Below are 19107 nucleotides of genomic sequence, written 5' to 3' on the forward strand. Positions count from 1 at the left end.
TCGGCCAGGACCCGAAACCCACGTCCTCATCGCCGCCTTCGCAGGGAAGCAGAGCAAAATGATCGAACGAGTCCGCGCAGTGCTCGTCACCACTGACGGCACGATGCTGGTCATCCGCCGCACCAAGCCCGACGTCCCCGAGTACTGGGTGCTCCCCGGCGGCGGTGTCGAGCCGAGCGACGAATCCCGCGAGGCCGCCCTCCACAGGGAGATCCACGAGGAGATCGCCGGGAAGGCCGACATCGTCCGCCTCCTCCACACCATGGAGTCCGACTACGAGCGCCAGCTCTTCTACCTCGCCCGCATCGCGACCTGGTCCTTCGAGGACCGCACCGGCCCCGAGTTCAGCGCCGAGGGCCGCGGCGAGTACGCGCTGGAGGAGATCCCGCTGACTGTGGAAGGTCTCGACGGCATCGACCTCAAGCCCGAAGAGATCGTCCACGTCCTGCGGGGCGCCATCAGTACCGGAAGTCTCGGGGTTGAGGCAACACTCTGAGTGCCCGAGCGGCGAAGGCTGTTCACCGGGGAAGTTCGAGACCGATTCCGCTGTGAATCCGGGCTGGCCGTCGAGTGCACGTAGGCGCTGGTACGTCCTGCTGGCAGTGGCGTCGGAGATCGGCCCCAGCTCGCGGCAGCGGTAGCTCCTGGCGGCTGTCACCCGTGGCATCGCCGTGCAGTACAAGGCGGCCCAGTTCATGGGCGGCCGTGAACCGGTGCCGGTAGATGTCGTCCACGCCCGCCGAGGCGATCGGTATCCGCTGGCGGCTGATGGTGCTGCTGGGAGCCTTCGCATCCATGCGGCCGGAGGAACTGGCCGAACTGCGCAGAGCAGACGTCGACCTCGACACCGGCTCGGTGCGGGTCCTGCGTGCCGCTCCGGAGCTGAACACGGGCCGTCGGGTGATCGGCGACCCCAAGTCCCGTGCGGGGAAGAGGGAGATCATGCTGCCGGGCTTCGTCCTCCTCGACGTCCGCCGGCACCTGGAGTGGTTCGCGGAGGACGGACCCGACGGCCTGGTCTTCGTGGGCGAGAAAGGCGCGCCCCTGCGTGGCACGTCCTTCGGCCGGAAGTGGCGCAAGGCCCGTGATGCGGTCGGCATGCCGACGGAGTTCCGCGTCCATGACCTGCGCCACACCGGGAACACCCTCGCCGCCGACACCAGCGCAGGCTCGCCGACGACATCGACGACACTGTGCGGCTCCAGCGGGTGCCCGGCGGCAGCGGGCGGCCCGGCCCGGCTGGGACCGGGCGTATGTTCGTGCCCGCGCCGCCGGCATCCGGGCGGACTGCTCGGGCGAGGTGGTCCTCACAAGGGGCGCGACAGCAACCTGACGCCCTATGAGGGAAGTTACGGCACGCGAATGACACGCGGGCCCGAACAGGTCTGGATAACAAACCAGCCCCAGGTCGCTGACCTGGGGCTTTGCTGTGGAGCGGATGGTGTTTCTTGCCGACATACGCGCTGTTGGCGCGTACGTCCGGCACCGGTCGTGGCCGCTGTTGACCACCTGAAGGGCACGGTTGGGGCACGAGCGTCATGGGGATTCACTCGCGGTGCTCAGCCATGGGCGAGTATCCGGGTAAGGGCCCGTGCGAGGTCGTCCGTCGGGTGGTCGGTCATGGCGGGCGCGCGCCAGGCGACGAACTGGTCGGGGCGCACCAGGAGTGCGCCGTGCTCGGTGAGGCCGGCGACCTGTGGCCACCGTCCTTCCGGGTCGGTGACATCGCCGACTCCGGTCTGCGGGCCGATCGTGTGCGTGGCGAGATCGACTCCGAGGCGACTGGACACCTCTCGCGCCGTCTGGATCCATCGCTCACCCGCACTGCCGGTGAGCAGGGTGAAGCGGGATCCCACCAGGTCCAGCGTGGACAGCCGCCGGCCGTCTCGTTCCACCCAGACGTGTGGCACGCGGGACCCGGGGGTGCCGTCCAGGTTGAGCTCGGCCTCCTCGTGGGAGGGCAGTTCCGGTTGCGGGTCGATCACCGCGCGGGAGTCGTAGCGGTATCCCAGCTGCACGACCGGTGCGTTCAGAACGCCGGCCGCGGCGCGCGCGGGTGCCATCCGCGGGCTGCGGTCCCAGTGCAATCGGGGGTCGGCGAGGCGCAGCATGGCCTGTTCGAGGGTGAGCGCCGCGACGGGTCGTCGTTCAGCCTGGTAGCTGTCGAGCAGGGCGGGATCGGCTTGGCCGCTGAGTACGGCTGCCAGCTTCCAGGCCAGGTTGTGCGCGTCGGCGATGCCGGTGTTCATGCCGAACGCACCCAGTGGCGGGACAGCGTGCGCGGCGTCGCCGGCCAGGAACACGCGTCCGTCCTGGAAGCCGTCGGCAAGCAGGCCCTGGATCCGCCATGGCAGCGCGCTGAGTACCGTCACTTCGAGGCGGGGGTCGCCGATCGCCGCGCGGATCATCTCGCGGCAGCGTGCGGGAGTGAAATCCTCGGATGTCTGGCCCGCGGTCGGATCGTATTCGGCGTGGAAGATCCAGTTCGCGGCGGCGTCGACGGTCATCAGCATGCCGGGCGCCTGCGGATTGGTGATGTCGCACGTGATGAAGGAATGCCCCTGGGTGTACTTGCCGAGATCGGCCTGGAACAGGATGCTCACCTTCGGGTTGCCGTGTTTGCCCGGCCCGGAAGTGCCGATGCCGAGTGCGGTCCGTACCCCGCTGTGCACGCCGTCGGCGGCCACCAGGTAGCCCGCCCGGACCGTCTGCCGGCCGGTGGGGGTGTGCAGGACCGCGGTGACGCCGTCCTCGTCCTGTTCGAAGGACAGCAGTCGGGTCGCGTAACGGACGTCAGCGCCACGGTCGCGTGCCGCCGCCAGCAGTACGGAGTCCAGCCGGTTCTGCGGGCAGGTGCCGCGCAGCACGCTGGGGCCGAGAAGGCCGGTGGGCGGGGCGGCGTGCCGGGGGCGCGTCGGGACGGCCTGGGCCATGGCGGGCAGGTCGGCTCCGGCGAGCGTGTCGGCGGAGATCTTCCCGAGGCTGCCGGCGGACATGTCGATGGCCACCGCGTTGACCGCCTCCTCGATGCCGACCTCGCGCAGGAACTCCACGGTCCGCTGGCCGACGCCGGTGGCTCGAGGGTGGATGGACGGCCCGTCCTGGCTCTCCACGACCAGTGCCGCGACGCCGTGATGGGCCAGGAACAGCGCGGCGGACAGGCCGACCGTGCCGCCACCGGCGATCAGGACGGGGACTCGGATCTCTGACACGACAACTCCCTCGTTATGGCTACACCGTTCGCAACTGGTTACACCGTAGCCACAGTGATACGGTGTTCGCAAGCAAGAGCCCGAGCAAGGAGGACCGTGCGATGGTCGATCCGGCGGAAGAGCCGACCGCGGCCCTGGTCTGGAGCAAGGCCCGGCGCACCCCGCGCCGCCAAGCCCCGAGCGTGGAACGGATCGTGGCGACGGCCATCGGTATCGCCGACACGGAGGGACTCGCCGGGCTGTCGATGCGTCGGATCGCTGCCGACCTCGGCTCCGGGACGGCCTCGCTCTACCGGTACGTGTCCGGCCGGGACGAGCTGCTCGACTTGATGATCGACGCGGTGCAGGGCGAGGCCGCACCGTCGGAGTTCTCCGGTGACTGGCGGGTCGGCCTGACGAACGTGGCGCGACGACTGCGGGCCCTCCTGCTGCGCCACCCCTGGCTCGCATCCGAATTGCCCGGCCGGCCTGCGCTCGGCCCGAACTCACTGCGTCAGTTCGAGGCCACCCTCAAGGCTGCCACCGCGCTCACCGAGGACGTTACCGTCGCGGCCAATGTCGTCGATGCGGTCTTGGCCTACGCCCTCGGCGCAGTCACGACGGAACTCGCTGAACTCCACGTGCAGCAGCGGACAGGGCTGACCGAGGAGCAGTGGCGGGCGAGCGTCGCCCCCTACATCCGCGAGGTGATCGACAGCGGGGCCTACCCCCAGTTCGCCCGGCGGGTCATCGAGGCGGACGATGCTCACCCGGAGCAGCGATTCGACCTCGGACTCGCCTATGTGCTCGACGGAGTTGCAGCCCGGGTGCACGGCGCCGGCCGTGTCGACACGCTGCCCAGCGCCGACTGACGCGCTCGACGATCGCGGTCGGCCATGACGCACCAGCACCGGCACCAGCACCTCTGCCACCTCTGCGGTTGACGGTCCCGTCGCTCGATTCGGCGCCGCAATCGGCGTCTTGGAGTGCGCCCCATGGTGCGCGGCACCTGAACCGGTCTGGACAACGAAGAAGGCCCAGGTCGCTGACCTGGGCCTTCGTTCGAAGAGCGGATGACGGGAATCGAACCCGCGCTACAAGCTTGGGAATCACCCGGCACTGGGGCCCACGATCGGGCCCTGGCCTGCGTAAACGTCCAATCCGGAGCTCGTTGCCGCGGTCTGTATCGCACCGCTGTTGACCGTTGCCAACCGACATGACTGGCACGTAGTGGCACGTGGCTCAGTTTCCGCGCCACGCGGTGAGTAGTTCCTCCGGGCCGTACGTCGCCTGGAGTCCGGCGCAGTTGACGCCGCTGCGGGAAACGGCGATCAGCGGCACGGGGTCATCGGTCACTGCCGCCCGGTGCTTGTGGAGTGCGGCGAGATCATGGTTGTCGAAGGCCGAGTTCTCCAGCCACTTGACCGACCCGAGGAAGAGCAACTCCTTGGCCACCGGCTGGCGGTCGGCGCCGACCAGGTCGATCTCGACGTCGTTGCTGCGGGTCCAGTATCCGCCGATGGCCGGGGCCGAGGGCAGGCTGCCGTCCGGCAGGAGGCGGGCAAGGGATTCGCGTACGAGCGGCTCGACGGCCCGGCCGCGCCAGCTCGTCCACTGTTCTTTGATCCGGCTCAGGGTCAGGTCGCCGCGCATGCGTTCGATCTCTGCCATGTGGGGATCGAGGAACGCCAGCCAGAAGCGCAGGTACGGATCCGCCACCCGGTAGCGGCGCTCCTTGGAGGGTCGCAGGGAGACGGGCAGTTCGGCCGCGACCACGCGCTTTTCCGTCAGGACGTCCGTGGCCCGGGTGAGGGTCGTGTGGGCGATTCCGCCGGCCGCCCGCGCGATGTTGGTGAACGTGCGCTCGCCGCTGCCGATGGCGCGCAGCACTTCCCGACTCATCGTCTGGGGAGGGAACTCGGCGGCCAGTGACCGTTCGGCGGAGACCAGGAGCGCGGAGATTGGATTGTCGAGCGAGGCCCGGAGGAACTCCCACAGCGATGCCCCCTGCGGCCACTCGGCGCAGATGAGAGGCAGTCCGCCGGTCACCAGTGCCGCATCGAACGAGGCCGCCGGTTCCAGGCCGAGCATGTCGCCGATGTCGGCGGGATTGAGCGGCCCCAGGACCATTTCGCGCCCGCGCTGGTGGAAGGGCCGGTCGTAGCTGTTCAGGGCCTCCATCATCGACAGGTCGGAGCCGACCAGCAGCAGCAGTACCGGCTTGCGGCTGAGCAGGCGGTCCCACGCCCGCTGCAGCATGCCTTCGAAGGCGTCGATCCGGTCCATGAGGTACGGGACTTCGTCGATGACGACCACGCTCGGGCTGTCGTCGGGCAGGATCTCCGCGAGTAGCCGGAATGCGGCGTTCCATTGTGTCGGTGCCTCCTCGGCGAACAGGGACCGCTCCGGCAGGGTGGAGGAGGCGACGGCGTCGAGCAGCTCCGTCAGCTCGACCTCAGCGGGTCCCCCCGCTGCGGTGAAGAAGAGGTACGGGACCTCGGCCCGGCTCAGGAACTCCTCGACCAGGCTCGACTTGCCGACTCGACGGCGCCCGCGCAGCAGGATGCACTCGCCGGGCTTCTGGGATCCGCCCCCCTCGCGGACCTTCTCGAAGGCCGTGCTCAAAACCCGCAGCTCCCGCTCGCGCCCGACGAATCGCCGCATATCAGACACTCCCGTCAGAGATACTATCTCCAGCGATACTATCGCGCATGGCAGTGTTTGGCCGGATCTGCCCGTCCGGTTCCGCGCGCCGGTGGTGCGAGGCTGACTGCCTGAACCGCGCCGAGCTCCGGCCTCGGGGTCGGGCGAGGCCTTCCCTGCGTGGGTCGCCGTTCGCTCCTCTCTGCAGCGGGCGGGTCCGGCGCCGGCTGCAATCTCCCCTGCAAAAACTAGGGATGGATTCTGGTTGCAGGCGTGCGTATACGGCCTATAGTCATGTGTATGTCATATACAACACCGCGCATGCAAGACCTCCCGCTGCGAAGGTTCCCTGGAACCACGGGTGTGGCATTCACGGTCCTGCAGGTCATCGAGGTGCCCCTCTATTTCATCCATGACGGGGCGCCGCCCGACTCCAACGTGCTGACCCGCATCATGCTCAGCCTTGTCGTCCTCGTGCTGTTTCTCGGCTTCGTCACCGGGCTCCGCGAGGTCGTCCGGCTGGTGGACCCGGCCTGCGGCTGGGTCGCGGACCTCGCCTACGGAGGGGCACTGGCCTACATCGCGGTCACTTTCGTCGCGCACTCTCTGCAGGCCGGGGAGGTCATCGCTGTCGAGGAGCCGGTCGATCCGACTGTCACCGCCGAGGGCTCCTATCTGTTGTATGGCTCGATCGGTCGCATCCTCACCGCGGTGTTCCTGGTGGCCGCCGGGTATGCCGTCGTGCGGTCCGGACTGCTGTCCCGGTGGGCCGCCCGGTCGGCCTACGTCATCGCCCTGATCAATCTCGCGTTCGTCCCGTCGCTGTATTTCGGCAACGACACCGGGCAGTTCTTCAGTGCCAACGGCTGGGGAACCACGGCGACAATCGCCAGCCTCTATGCCTACTGGGTCCTCGCTGTCAGCATCGCGCTACTCCGGCACCGGAACGCCCGCCACTATGCTGGGCAACCGGGATCGGCCTCGGAGAATCGGCGGTAGAAGTGTCAGCGGACAAGAGCGCGGCGGCTACCTTCCGACTCCTCTGGGAGACGAAGCAGAGCGCTCGGTCCTCCCTCAGCGTCGGCGGCATCGTCGAGGCCGCCATCGCGCTGGCCGACGCCGAGGGTCTGGGTGCGGTGTCGATGCAGCGGGTTGCCGGCGAACTCGGCTACACCGCGATGGCCCTGTACCGGCACGTCCCCGGGAAGGAACAGCTGGTCGCCCTGATGGCCGACCGAGCACAGGGAACCCCCCCGGCGGAGTCGGGGAAGGATTGGCGCACCGAGATCCTGAACTGGGCGGATGCGGCCTGGGACTTCTACCTCGCCCACCCCTGGATGCTGCGCGTCGCGACCACCGGGGCGCCGTCCGGTCCCAATGAGCTGGCCTGGTTCGAGGCCCTTCTGCGCCCGCTGGCCCAGTCCGGCCTCGCCACCGAGAACCTGGTCGCCACTGCCATGTTCATCTCCAGCGCCGTCCGCGACCTGGCCCGGATCGCCACCGAGATCGTCCCGTCCGGCTCCGAGTACGGGAACCTTCTCGCCCAAGTCATCCAGCCCGAGCGGTTCCCCACGCTCGCGTCCCTGATGACATCGGGCGCTGTGGAAGACGATGGCGACGTCAGGCCCGCCCTCGACTTCGGTCTCACTCTCATCCTCGATGGCCTCAAGACCTACACGTCGTGACGCTGGCCTGTGCGCCCGGCCTGTGACCTCCGACGCTCGGGTGGTGCAAGTGGTGCTCTGAGGCCCTCCGAGCAGGGTATTCGCGAGAGTTGGGGCATGCGGAGGGGGCCGAGGGGCGCTAGACAACGAAGAAGCCCCAGGTCGCTGACCTGGGGCTTCTTTCAAGAGCGGATGACGGGAATCGAACCCGCGCTATAAGCTTGGGAAGCTCATGTTCTACCATTAAACTACATCCGCGCAGCGGTTCCAGTTGCCTGGAGCCGTATCGTTGCACACTCTACCCCATGATCGACCCCCGGCGAATCCGCTGCGGGGTCGTTGCTGTGTGCGGGGTGCAGCAAGGGGGCTGTGGGCGGGAGTTGGGGCGTACCGTAGGGGTTCGGAGCGGCGGCTGGAGTGGGTCCCGATCATCCCCTAATGTGGCGTTTCGTTGCAGTACAGCTCGTTGGGGAAAGGGACTCGATGGAGCGCACCGTCGTCCGTTGTGCCGAAGGGCACGTTTTCAGCACCGCTTCGTTCCCGTTGCAGCAGCTCGGGCCCGGCCGGATCGGGCCGGGGCGCCTGCTGCGGTGTCCGCGGTGCGCGCGGCTGAGGCATGCCGTGCCCGTCGGCGGCGCGAAGCGGTAGTCGAGGGGTTCCGGGATTCCGGGGTCCCGGGGTTCCGGGATCAGGCGCGCGGGGGCCGCTCTCGATTGGGGGTGGCCCGTGCGCACTGCGTATCCTCGGGACGTGCTTCTCTCTGATAAAGACATCCGGGCCGAGATCGACAGCGGACGGGTTCGCATCGACCCGTTCGACGAGTCGATGGTGCAGCCCTCCAGCATCGATGTACGTCTCGACCGGTTCTTCCGGGTCTTCGAGAACCACCGCTACGCGCACATCGACCCCGCCACCGAGCAGCCGGACCTGACCCGCATGGTCGAGCCGGAGGGGGACGAGGCGTTCATCCTCCACCCGGGGGAGTTCGTGCTCGCCTCCACGTACGAGGTCATCTCCCTGCCCGAGGACATCGCCTCGCGGCTGGAGGGGAAGTCCAGCCTCGGCCGCCTCGGTCTGGTCACGCATTCGACCGCCGGGTTCATCGACCCCGGGTTCTCGGGCCACGTGACCCTGGAGCTGTCGAACCTCGCCACGCTGCCGATCAAGCTCTGGCCGGGCATGAAGATCGGACAGCTGTGCCTGTTCCGGCTCAGCTCGCCCGCCGAGTTCCCGTACGGCAGCGAGCGCTACGGGTCCCGCTACCAGGGGCAGCGCGGGCCGACCGCCTCGCGCTCCTTCCAGAACTTCCACCGCACCCAGGTGAGGCACGAGGCATGAGTGACGTACGCGAGAACCTGAACTACGAGGGTTTCGGTCGCGCCGTGCGCGAGCTGGCGCAGACCATCGCCGACGACGGCTACGAGCCCGACATCATCCTGAGCATCGCCCGGGGCGGCGTCTTCGTCGCCGGCGGGCTGGCCTACGCGCTCGACTGCAAGAACATCCACCTCGTGAACGTGGAGTTCTACACCGGCGTCGGGACGACCTTGGAGATGCCGGTCATGCTGGCGCCCGTCCCCGAGGCGATCGACTTCACGAACAAGAAGGTCCTCATCGCCGATGACGTGGCCGACACCGGCAAGACGCTGAAGCTCGTCCACGACTTCTGCCTCGGCCACGTCGCCGAGGTGCGCTCCGCGGTCATCTACGAGAAGTCGCACTCGCTCGTGAAGTGCGAGTACGTGTGGAAGAAGACCGACGAGTGGATCAACTTCCCCTGGTCGGTCGAGCCTCCCGTCGTCAAGCGCGAGGGCCAGGTCCTCGACGCCTGAGCCGGCGTGGGTGAGCCGTGAGTGAGTGAGTGAGTACGGGAAGGGGCCCGGCGCGCGGAGTGCGCGCCGGGCCCCTTTCGTGTGGGCTCGTCAGATCGTGCCGAGCTTGATGATCGACAGCAGTGCGACCAGCTGGATCGCCGAGGCGCCCAGGGCCTTCGGCCACGGCAGGTCGTGCGACTTGCTCACCAGCGAGGTGAACAGCGCGCCGGCCGCCAGCCAGGTCACCCAGCCCAGGACCTGGACGACGATGTTGTCGCCGCCGAGGAAGATCGCGAACAGCAGGCGCGGGGCGTCCGTGATGGACATGACCAGCATCGACAGGCCCACGGTCGGCTGCCACGCCCCGTCGCCGCCCAGCTGGCGGGCCAGGGTGTGGGTGACGGCGCCCAGGATCAGGCCGCAGAGGACGAACGCCACGGCGGCGCTGAGGACGATCGGGACGGCGTTGGCCAGGGTCGCCTTGATGACGTCCTCGCGGGCTTCGTCGAGACCGAAGACCGCGAGGAGGCCGTAGATGAAGGTCACGATCAGCGCCGGACCCCAGACGGCGTAGTCGCGCATCTGGAGGAACGTCGCCCCGGGCCGCAGCACGATGCCGCGCAGGAGGTCCTTCCAGGGCAGCCGCGGTCCGGCCGGGGCCGCCGCGCCCGCCTGGTAGGTCGCGCCCTGGCTGTACGGGTCCTCGCCGATGGAGAAGGCCTGCGTGTAGCCCGGGTTGTTCGCGTACGAGGGCTCGTACGGAGGCTGCTGCTGCGGGTGGTGCGGCGGCTGCTGCTGTCCGTACGGGTCGAAGTACTCGGGCTCGCCCTGCCCCCCGGCCGCCGACTGCTGCGGCCACTGCTGCTGCGGGGGCGGCCCGCCCGCGGGCGGGTAGGGCTGTCGGCCGTACGGCGCCTGCGGCGGTTGCTGCTGACCGTACGGCTGCTGCCGCGGGGGTTGCGGGGGTTGTTGCGGAGAGCGGTTGTTGTCCCGGCCGCGTCCGATCCTGAATCCAGCCACGTGATCGAAAGTACCCGTTCCGCCGGGCGCCGGTGGCCGGGCGGCGGGAACACGCGGCCTTTGCGGCTGAGCTGTGACATCCCCTAGGGGAACCCCGGGGGGCTGCCCCCACCCCTGGGGGCGGGGGCATTTACGTGGCTGCGGGGCAGTCTGCGGAGATTCGTTACGTTCCCGACGGAATGCGGAGATATCGGACCCGTAGCTTCGTGACCGTTGCCGCCGAGCAGTCCGGACGAGCAGGCCGAACGAGCAGTCCGGACGAGCAGTCCGAACGAGCCGTCCCGTACGAGCACGAAATGAGCCCCCCACATGCGCAGCACCCGACGCACCACTCTCCGTACCGCCGCGGTCTTCGCCGGAGCGGCCGCCGTTCTCGCCCTCCCGGTGGGGTCCGCCTTCGCGGACTCGCCGACGGCGCCGGAGCCGGAGGTGCTGCCCGGTATCGAGCAGCCGGCCGTGGACCCGACCCCGGAACCGACCGTGGGCCCGGCGGTGGACCCGACCGTCCCGCCGACGACGCCTCCCACCCCTGCGCCGACCACGCCTCCGACGAAGCCGGTCCGCGGTTACGTCACCACCGTGAAGCTTCAGGACGGGTCGGTCGCGAAGGTCTACAAGATCAGCGACAGCCACTTCGAGGCGGACGTCTTCTCCGGCTCCACGAAGCTGGACACGCTGGTCAGCAAGGACGGCCGGCCGGCGTACGGGCAGAACAACGGCCTCCATGTCGTCCTGCAGCCCAACGGCACCGTGACCTCGTGGATCGAGGGCGCGCAGCAGGACAGGAACCAGGACAAGGACCGGGAGAAGCCGAAGCCGAAGCCGGAGGCCGACAAGGAGACCTCGGTCCGGATCACCATGCCGGACGGGCGCATCGCGAAGCTGGTGGACGGCCCGAAGGGCAAGCGCGTGGAGATCTCCATGCCGAACGGGAACCTGCTGGGCACGATCGACCTGAAGAACCCGAGCGCGCTGAACGACGGCTGGACGTACAAGCTCGTCCAGGACGGCAAGCGCGTGAAGTTCGTCGTGATCGACGGCAAGAGCGGCGGGAACAGCTGGGTCTACGACTTCGGCACCGGGAAGCTGATCGAGAAGTACACGGTCGAGACCGGCAAGAAGACGGAGAAGAGGGCCGAGAAGAAGGTCGAGAAGGCCGAGAAGACGGACAAGGCCGCCGAGAAGACCGTGCGCACCGACAACACCACCACGGTCGAGCGGGTCGTCCCCAAGGGCGGCGTGAAGGCCGGTGCGGAGGGCGTCGCCCCGCAGACCGACACCCCGGTGCTGCTCGCCGCCGGCGGTGGCATGGCGGCGGCCGGCGCCGCGGGGCTCGGCTTCGCCCTCCTGCGCCGCAACCGCGGCTGACCCCGAAACACCGGAACGGCCGGTCCCCTGGGAGGGGGACCGGCCGTTCCTGTGGGTGTACCTACGCCTACTTGGCAGCCTCGGGCTTCGCCTCGTCCGCCCGATCCGCGTCGGCCTTCGGGTCGGCCTTCGGGTCGGCTTCCGCATCGCCCTCGGGCGCCGCCTCCGCCGTGCCGGCCGGCTCGGCTGCCGGCTCGGCCTCGGCCTTCGCCTCGGCGGCGTCCTCGGACTCGTCGGCGGCCTCTGCCGCAACCTCGGGCTCGCCCTTCGCCTCGGCAGGCGCCTCGGCGGCCTCGGCCTCGGCAGCAGCCTCCGCCTTGGCTTCCGCCTCAGCCTCCGCCTTGGCAGCAGCCTCCGCCTTGACCTTCGCTTCCGCCTCGGCGGCCGCCTCAGCCTCAGCCTCCGCCTCGGCCGCAGCCTTCGCTTCGGCCTCCGCGGCAGCCGCAGCCGCAGCTTCCGCCTCCGCCTCCGCGACGGCCGCCGCCAGCTCCTCCGCCGTCGGCTCCGGCGCCTTCACCGACTCCAGCAGCAGCTGCGCCACGTCCACGACCTGCACGGACTCCTTGGCCTGGCCGTCGTTCTTCTTCCCGTTGACCGAGTCGGTCAGCATCACCAGGCAGAACGGGCACGCCGTCGACACGATGTCCGGGTTCAGGGACAGGGCCTCGTCGACACGCTCGTTGTTGATGCGCTTGCCGATCCGCTCCTCCATCCACATCCGCGCGCCACCGGCACCGCAGCAGAAGCCCCGCTCCTTGTGGCGGTGCATCTCCTGCTGCCGCAGCCCCGGCACGGCCGACATGATCTCGCGCGGCGGCGTGTAGACCTTGTTGTGCCGGCCCAGGTAGCACGGGTCGTGGTACGTGATCAGTCCGTCGACCGGCGTCACCGGCGTCAGCCGGCCCTCGTCGATCAGGTGCTGAAGCAGCTGCGTGTGGTGGATGACCTCGTACTCGCCGCCCAGCTGCGGGTACTCGTTCGCGATGGTGTTGAAGCAGTGCGGGCAGGTCGAGACGATCCGCTTCGCCGACTTCGGCTTCTTCGTCGACTCGTCCTCGTCGTCCTCGCCGAAGGCCATGTTCAGCATGGCCACGTTCTCCTGGGCCAGCTGCTGGAACAGCGGCTCGTTGCCCAGGCGGCGCGGGGAGTCGCCGGTGCACTTCTCGTCGCCGCCCATGATCGCGAACTTGACGCCCGCGATGTTCAGCAGCTCCGCGAAGGCCTTCGTGGTCTTCTTGGCCCGGTCCTCCAGGGCGCCGGCGCAGCCGACCCAGTAGAGGTAGTCGAACTCGGAGAGGTCCTCCGCGTCCTTCCCGATGATCGGGACCTCGAAGTCGACCTCCTTCGTCCACTCCACGCGCTGCTTCTTGGCGAGACCCCAGGGGTTGCCCTTCTTCTCCAGGTTCTTGAGCATCGTGCCCGCCTCAGACGGGAACGCGCTCTCGATCATCACCTGGTAGCGCCGCATGTCGACGATGTGGTCGATGTGCTCGATGTCGACCGGGCACTGCTCCACGCACGCACCGCAGGTCGTGCAGGACCACAGCACGTCCGGGTCGATGACGCCGTTCTCCTCGGCCGTGCCGATCAGCGGGCGCTCCGCCTCGGCCAGGGCCGCCGCCGGGACGTCCTTCAGCTGCTCGGCGGTCGCCTTCTCGTTGCCCTCCATGTCCTTGCCGCCACCGGCCAGCAGGTAGGGGGCCTTGGCGTACGCGTGGTCGCGCAGCGACATGATCAGGAGCTTCGGGGACAGCGGCTTGCCGGTGTTCCAGGCGGGGCACTGCGACTGGCAGCGACCGCACTCGGTGCAGGTGGAGAAGTCGAGGATGCCCTTCCAGGAGAACTGCTCGACCTGGGAGACGCCGAAGACGTCGTCCTCGCCGGGCTCCTCGAAGTCGATCTCCTTGCCGCCGCTCGTCATCGGCTGGAGCGCGCCCAGCGCGGTCGCGCCGTCGGCGTTCCGCTTGAACCAGATGTTCGGGAAGCCGAGGAAGCGGTGCCAGGCGACACCCATGTTGGTGTTGAGCGAGACGACGATCATCCAGATCAGCGAGGTGCCGATCTTGATCATCGCGGTGAGGTAGATGGCGTTCTGCAGCGTGCCGACCGAGAGGCCCTTGAAGGCCAGCACCAGCGGGTACGACAGGAAGTACGCCGGCTCGTAGTGGTCGACGTGGTGGATCGCGCCTTCGAGGCCGCGCAGCGTCAGGATCGCGAGGCCGATGGTCAGGATGATGTACTCGACGAAGTATGCCTGCCAGGCCTTCGAGCCCGTGAAGCGCGACTTGCGACCGGCCCGCGAGGGCAGGTTGAGCAGCCGGATGGCGATCAGCACGACGATGCCGACGATCGTCATCACGCCGATGAACTCGGTGTACATCTCGAAGGGCAGGAAGCCGCCGATGACGGGCAGCGTCCAGTCGGCCTCGAAGAGCTGGCCGTAGGCCTGGGCCAGGGTCGGAGGCAGCGTCAGGAAGCCGATGGCGACGAACCAGTGGGCGAAGCCGACGATGCCCCAGCGGTTCATCCGGCTGTGGCCGAGGAACTCCCTGACCAGGGTGAGCGTTCGATCCTTCGGCTTGTCCGTGCGGCTGCCCGCCGGCACGGGTTGGCCGAGTTTCACGAACCGGTAGATCTGCGCCACGGCTCGGGCGAGCAGCGCGACGCCGACCACGGTCAGGACCAGCGACACGATGATCGCGGCGAGTTGCATGGGAGGGCTCCTCGGGCGGGACTTACTAAGCGGTAACTTATTGAGTCAAGGCTTGAGGTTACCCAGTTCCCGCGCCGCAATGTAGGTGAGCGAGCGGTGATCTGTGTCGCTCAGGCAAGCCTCTGTCGGTAGGCCGCCCGAGGGGTCTGCGCGAGGATCGCGAGATCCATCCCCAGCCAATGGCTCTCCACATAGTGCCGGTCCAGCAGGGCCATCTCCTCCCAGGGGAGGTCGGAGCGCGCGCTGACTTGCCACAATCCGGTCATTCCGGGCCGTACGTAGAGCCTGTCGGGCCTGTCGGTACGAGCCTCCGGGCGCGGTCCGACCAGCGACATCTCGCCCCGCAGCACGTTCAGCAGCTGCGGCAGCGCGTCCAGGGCGCACCGCTCCACCGCCGCGCCCACCCGCCCCGCCCCCTCGGTCCGCAGCCGCCAGGTGCGGAAGGCCCGCCCGCCCAGCCCGGTCGCGGGCTCCCGTACGAAGGCCCCCGCGCCCCGGTTCGCGTACAGCGCCCCGGCCGCCAGCAGCAGCGGCACGGCGAAGACCACGGTCAGGAGCAGCGCGCCGGCGAGGTCGAGCAGCCGCTTGGCGGTGAGGTCGGGCAGCCGGGGCAGGGGAAGGGGGAGGCGCGGGGTGCCCGGGTCCGGCCGCGCCGGCCGCCGTGCGGGGCGCCGGATCGGGGGGAGCGTGAGCGGCGGCAGCGGCATGGGGGCACCGTGCCCCATGACCCCGGCCAGGCCTCGGTGCCGCGCGGCGGGGTGCCCCGCAGGTCCCCCGCTCGGCCCTCGCGCCGCAGGTGCGGAGGGGTCCTCGGGCCTGGGGTGAGCGTAAGGGTGGCGTAAGAGTTGAGCCTCATCGACTCAGCTCTGTTGACGCGCTCGGGGACGATGGTGCATGGTTGAGTCTGTTCCACTCAAGTCAGCTGGAGGAATCGAAATGGCACGTGCGGTCGGCATCGACCTGGGCACCACTAACTCCGTCGTCAGCGTTCTCGAAGGCGGCGAGCCCACCGTCATCACCAACGCCGAGGGCGCCAGGACCACGCCGTCCGTCGTCGCCTTCGCCAAGAACGGCGAGGTCCTCGTCGGCGAGGTCGCCAAGCGCCAGGCGGTCACGAACGTGGACCGCACCATCCGCTCCGTCAAGCGCCACATGGGCACTGACTGGAAGATCAACCTGGATGGCAAGGACTTCAACCCGCAGCAGATGAGCGCCTTCATCCTGCAGAAGCTGAAGCGCGACGCCGAGGCGTACCTGGGCGAGAAGGTCACGGACGCGGTCATCACCGTCCCGGCCTACTTCAACGACTCCGAGCGCCAGGCGACGAAGGAGGCCGGCGAGATCGCGGGCCTGAACGTCCTGCGCATCGTCAACGAGCCGACGGCCGCCGCCCTGGCCTACGGCCTCGACAAGGACGACCAGACGATCCTCGTCTTCGACCTCGGTGGCGGCACCTTCGACGTGTCGCTCCTGGAGATCGGCGACGGCGTCGTCGAGGTCAAGGCCACCAACGGTGACAACCACCTCGGTGGTGACGACTGGGACCAGCGCGTCGTCGACTACCTGGTGAAGCAGTTCGCCAACGGCCACGGCGTCGACCTGTCCAAGGACAAGATGGCGCTCCAGCGTCTGCGCGAGGCCGCCGAGAAGGCGAAGATCGAGCTGTCCTCCTCCACGGAGACCTCGATCAACCTCCCCTACATCACGGCTTCGGCCGAGGGCCCGCTGCACCTGGACGAGAAGCTCACGCGCTCGCAGTTCCAGCAGCTGACCGCGGACCTGCTCGACCGCTGCAAGACCCCGTTCCACAACGTCATCAAGGACGCGGGCATCAACCTGTCCGAGATCGACCACGTGGTCCTGGTCGGCGGCTCCACCCGCATGCCGGCCGTCGCCGAGCTCGTCAAGGAGCTCACCGGCGGTCAGGACGCCAACAAGGGCGTCAACCCGGACGAGGTCGTCGCCATCGGCGCGACCCTCCAGGCGGGCGTGCTCAAGGGTGAGGTCAAGGACGTCCTGCTCCTCGACGTGACCCCGCTGTCCCTGGGTATCGAGACCAAGGGCGGCATCATGACCAAGCTCATCGAGCGCAACACCACGATCCCGACCAAGCGGTCGGAGATCTTCACGACGGCCGAGGACAACCAGCCGTCCGTGCAGATCCAGGTCTACCAGGGTGAGCGCGAGATCGCGGCGTACAACAAGAAGCTCGGCATGTTCGAGCTGACCGGCCTGCCGCCGGCCCCGCGTGGCGTCCCGCAGATCGAGGTCTCCTTCGACATCGACGCGAACGGCATCATGCACGTGACCGCGAAGGACCTCGGCACGGGCAAGGAGCAGAAGATGACCGTCACCGGCGGCTCTTCGCTCGGCAAGGACGAGGTCGACCGCATGCGCCAGGAGGCGGAGCAGTACGCGGACGAGGACCTGCGCCGCAAGGAGGCCGCCGAGTCCCGCAACCAGGGCGAGCAGCTCGTCTACCAGACGGAGAAGTTCGTCAAGGACAACGAGGACAAGGTCCCGGCCGACGTCAAGGCCGAGGTCGAGGCCTCCGTCGCCGAGCTGAAGGAAAAGCTCAAGGGCGAGGACACCGCGGACATCCGCACCGCGACCGAGAAGCTCGCGGCCGTCAGCCAGAAGCTCGGCCAGGCGATCTACGCCGACGCCCAGGCCGCCCAGGGTGCGGCCGGCGCCGCCGGTGACGCCGGTCAGGCCAAGCCGGAGGACGACGTCGTGGACGCCGAGATCGTGGACGACGAGAAGCCGAAGGGTGGCGCTGCGTAATGTCGGAGGAGACCCCGGGTTTCGACGAGAAGCCTGAAGTCCCCACCGGCGCCAACGCGGACGACGCCGCCGCCGAGCCGAAGGACGCCGACTCCTCCACGGAGGAGAAGGCGGCCCCGGCCGGGGACGCAGCAGCACAGGCCCTCGGGCAGGAAGCGGCTCTGCTGGCGCAGCTGGACCAGGCCCGTACCGCGCTCGGTGAGCGCACCGCGGACCTCCAGCGGCTCCAGGCGGAGTACCAGAACTACCGCCGCCGGGTGGAGCGGGACCGTATCGCCGTCAAGGAGATCGCGGTCGCGTCCCTGCTGACGGAACTCCTCCCGACCCTGGACGACATCGGCCGGGCGCGGGAGCATGGCGAACTGGTCGGCGGCTTCAAGTCGGTGGCCGAATCGCTGGAGACCGCCGCCGCCAAGATGGGGCTGCAGCAGTTCGGCAAGGAGGGCGAGCCCTTCGACCCGACGATCCACGAGGCCCTGATGCACTCGTACGCGCCGGACGTCACCGAGACGACCTGCGTGGCGATCCTGCAGCCGGGCTACCGGATCGGCGAGCGCACGATCCGCCCCGCGCGGGTCGCGGTGGCCGAGCCCCAGCCGGGTGCGGCTCCCGCCGCCAAGTCCGAGTCCGCGGACGGCGACAAGCCGTCTGACAAGGACACGGATGCCCCCGACGAGGGCTGACGTCGAACAACATGTAGGTGCACGGAAGGAGGGCCACCGAGGATGAGCACGAAGGACTTCGTCGAGAAGGACTACTACAAGGTCCTCGGTGTCCCGAAGGACGCGACCGAGGCCGAGATCAAGAAGGCGTACCGGAAGCTCGCCCGCGAGTTCCACCCGGACGCCAACAAGGGCGACACCGCGGCCGAGGAGCGCTTCAAGGAGATCTCCGAGGCGCAGGACGTCCTCGGCGACCCCAAGAAGCGCAAGGAGTACGACGAGGCCCGCGCCCTGTTCGGCAACGGGGGCTTCCGCCCCGGTCCGGGCGGGGGCGGCGGCTCGTTCAACTTCGACCTCGGAGACCTCTTCGGCGGCACCCAGCAGGGTGGCGCGGCCGGCGGCTTCGGCGGCGGCCTGGGCGATGTCTTCGGCGGACTGTTCAACCGCGGCGGCGCCGGCGCCGGTACGGGAACCCGTGCCCAGCCGCGCCGCGGCCAGGACATCGAGTCCGAGGTCACGCTGTCCTTCACGGAGGCCGTGGACGGCGCGACCGTCCCGCTCCGGATGTCCTCGCAGGCGCCCTGCAAGGCCTGTTCCGGCACCGGCGACAAGAACGGCACCCCCCGGGTGTGCCCGACCTGCGTCGGCACCGGCCAGGTCTCGCGGGGCAGCGGCGGCGGCTTCTCGCTGACCGACCCCTGCGCGGACTGCAAGGGCCGCGGCCTGATCGCCGAGACCCCGTGCGACATCTGCAAGGGCAGCGGCCGGGCCCGCAGCTCCCGGACCATGCAGGTCAGGATCCCGGCGGGCGTCTCCGACGGCCAGCGGATCCGGCTGCGCGGCAAGGGCGCTCCGGGCGAGCGCGGCGGTCCGGGGGGCGACCTGTACGTCGTCGTCCACGTCGGCAGCCACCCGGTGTTCGGCCGGCGGGACGACAACCTCACGGTGACGGTCCCGGTGACGTTCGCCGAGGCCGCCCTGGGCGCCGAGATCAGGGTCCCGACCCTGAACGGCCCTCCGGTCACCCTGAAGCTGCCCGCGGGCACCCCCAACGGCCGTACGATGCGGGCCCGCGGCAAGGGAGCGGTCCGCAAGGACGGCACCCGCGGCGACCTGCTGGTGACGGTGGAGGTCGCGGTGCCGTCCGAGCTGTCCGACAAGGCCCGCGAAGCGCTGGAGATGTACCGCGACGCGACGGAGTCCCAGGACCCGCGCGCCCTCCTGTTCGAGTCCGCGAAGGGAGCATGA

14 protein-coding genes, 1 tRNA gene and 2 pseudogenes are annotated in these 19107 nt (G+C 69.2%); 11 read left to right on the forward strand and 6 right to left on the reverse strand.

Annotated elements, in window-relative coordinates:
• Positions 1-58 precede the first annotated feature (58 nt).
• Entirely contained in the window at positions 59-496 is a 438-nt protein-coding gene (locus ACZ4TG_RS06180) for an NUDIX hydrolase (RefSeq protein ID WP_468160141.1), read from the forward strand.
• Between the two features lie 242 nt (positions 497-738).
• Positions 739-1167, forward strand: a pseudogene (locus ACZ4TG_RS06185) (site-specific integrase); the annotation flags it as partial.
• Positions 1168-1559: 392 nt separating this feature from the next.
• On the opposite strand, the gene ACZ4TG_RS06190 reads toward ACZ4TG_RS06185, so the two are convergent.
• Positions 1560-3212 carry an FAD-dependent monooxygenase gene (locus ACZ4TG_RS06190; protein WP_468160142.1) on the reverse strand — a complete coding sequence of 551 codons (1653 nt, stop codon included), beginning with the start codon at positions 3210-3212 and terminating at the stop codon, positions 1560-1562.
• A 62-nt stretch (positions 3213-3274) separates the two neighbouring features.
• Between ACZ4TG_RS06190 and ACZ4TG_RS06195 the strand changes: the two genes are divergently transcribed.
• Positions 3275-4063, forward strand: a complete 789-nt coding sequence (locus tag ACZ4TG_RS06195; RefSeq protein ID WP_468160143.1) for a TetR/AcrR family transcriptional regulator C-terminal domain-containing protein — start codon at positions 3275-3277, stop codon at positions 4061-4063.
• Between the two features lie 370 nt (positions 4064-4433).
• Here ACZ4TG_RS06195 and ACZ4TG_RS06200 read toward each other — a convergent pair whose 3' ends face one another.
• Positions 4434-5855, reverse strand: coding sequence for an ATP-binding protein (locus ACZ4TG_RS06200; protein WP_468160144.1), 1422 nt, complete (start codon positions 5853-5855; stop codon positions 4434-4436).
• 342 nt (positions 5856-6197) lie between these two features.
• Here ACZ4TG_RS06200 and ACZ4TG_RS06205 point away from each other — a divergent pair, with 342 nt between their 5' ends.
• Both ACZ4TG_RS06205 and ACZ4TG_RS06210 read left to right on the forward strand, forming a co-directional pair.
• A complete protein-coding gene (locus tag ACZ4TG_RS06205) occupies positions 6198-6833 on the forward strand; it encodes a hypothetical protein (RefSeq protein WP_468160145.1) in 636 nt (211 codons plus the stop codon).
• Positions 6834-6835: 2 nt separating this feature from the next.
• Positions 6836-7519 carry a TetR/AcrR family transcriptional regulator gene (locus ACZ4TG_RS06210; RefSeq protein WP_468160146.1) on the forward strand — a complete coding sequence of 228 codons (684 nt, stop codon included), beginning with the start codon at positions 6836-6838 and terminating at the stop codon, positions 7517-7519.
• A gap of 166 nt (positions 7520-7685) precedes the next feature.
• Here ACZ4TG_RS06210 and ACZ4TG_RS06215 read toward each other — a convergent pair.
• Positions 7686-7756: transfer RNA gene (locus ACZ4TG_RS06215), tRNA-Gly, on the reverse strand.
• Positions 7757-8248: 492 nt separating this feature from the next.
• Between ACZ4TG_RS06215 and dcd the strand changes: the two genes are divergently transcribed.
• Positions 8249-8836 carry a dCTP deaminase gene (gene dcd / locus ACZ4TG_RS06220; protein WP_136210083.1) on the forward strand — a complete coding sequence of 196 codons (588 nt, stop codon included), beginning with the start codon at positions 8249-8251 and terminating at the stop codon, positions 8834-8836.
• Complete coding sequence (locus ACZ4TG_RS06225) at positions 8833-9330, forward strand: phosphoribosyltransferase (protein ID WP_053675422.1); 498 nt, start codon at positions 8833-8835, stop codon at positions 9328-9330. The genes dcd and ACZ4TG_RS06225 overlap by 4 nt, the downstream gene beginning before the upstream one ends.
• 90 nt (positions 9331-9420) lie before the next feature.
• Here ACZ4TG_RS06225 and ACZ4TG_RS06230 read toward each other — a convergent pair whose 3' ends face one another.
• A complete protein-coding gene (locus ACZ4TG_RS06230) occupies positions 9421-10332 on the reverse strand; it encodes a Yip1 family protein (RefSeq protein ID WP_468160147.1) in 912 nt (303 codons plus the stop codon).
• A 309-nt stretch (positions 10333-10641) separates the two neighbouring features.
• Between ACZ4TG_RS06230 and ACZ4TG_RS06235 the strand changes: the two genes are divergently transcribed.
• Entirely contained in the window at positions 10642-11700 is a 1059-nt protein-coding gene (locus ACZ4TG_RS06235) for a hypothetical protein (RefSeq protein WP_468160148.1), read from the forward strand.
• A 448-nt stretch (positions 11701-12148) separates the two neighbouring features.
• On the opposite strand, the pseudogene ACZ4TG_RS06240 reads toward ACZ4TG_RS06235, so the two are convergent.
• A pseudogene (locus tag ACZ4TG_RS06240) lies at positions 12149-14413 on the reverse strand ((Fe-S)-binding protein); the annotation flags it as partial.
• A 110-nt stretch (positions 14414-14523) separates the two neighbouring features.
• Positions 14524-15120, reverse strand: coding sequence for a sugar transferase (locus tag ACZ4TG_RS06245; RefSeq protein WP_468160149.1), 597 nt, complete (start codon positions 15118-15120; stop codon positions 14524-14526).
• Between the two features lie 229 nt (positions 15121-15349).
• Here ACZ4TG_RS06245 and dnaK point away from each other — a divergent pair, with 229 nt between their 5' ends.
• The 3 genes from dnaK to dnaJ are packed head-to-tail and all read left to right on the forward strand — an operon-like array spanning position 15350 to position 19107.
• Positions 15350-17197, forward strand: a complete 1848-nt coding sequence (gene dnaK / locus ACZ4TG_RS06250) for a molecular chaperone DnaK (RefSeq protein ID WP_468160150.1) — start codon at positions 15350-15352, stop codon at positions 17195-17197.
• Positions 17197-17880 (forward strand): nucleotide exchange factor GrpE, encoded by a 684-nt coding sequence (gene grpE, locus ACZ4TG_RS06255; protein WP_468160151.1) that lies wholly within the window; start codon positions 17197-17199, stop codon positions 17878-17880. The genes dnaK and grpE overlap by 1 nt, the downstream gene beginning before the upstream one ends.
• 42 nt (positions 17881-17922) lie before the next feature.
• Positions 17923-19107 (forward strand): molecular chaperone DnaJ, encoded by a 1185-nt coding sequence (gene dnaJ, locus ACZ4TG_RS06260; RefSeq protein ID WP_468160152.1) that lies wholly within the window; start codon positions 17923-17925, stop codon positions 19105-19107.

This window comes from Streptomyces sp. NPDC028314 (assembly GCF_055565795.1).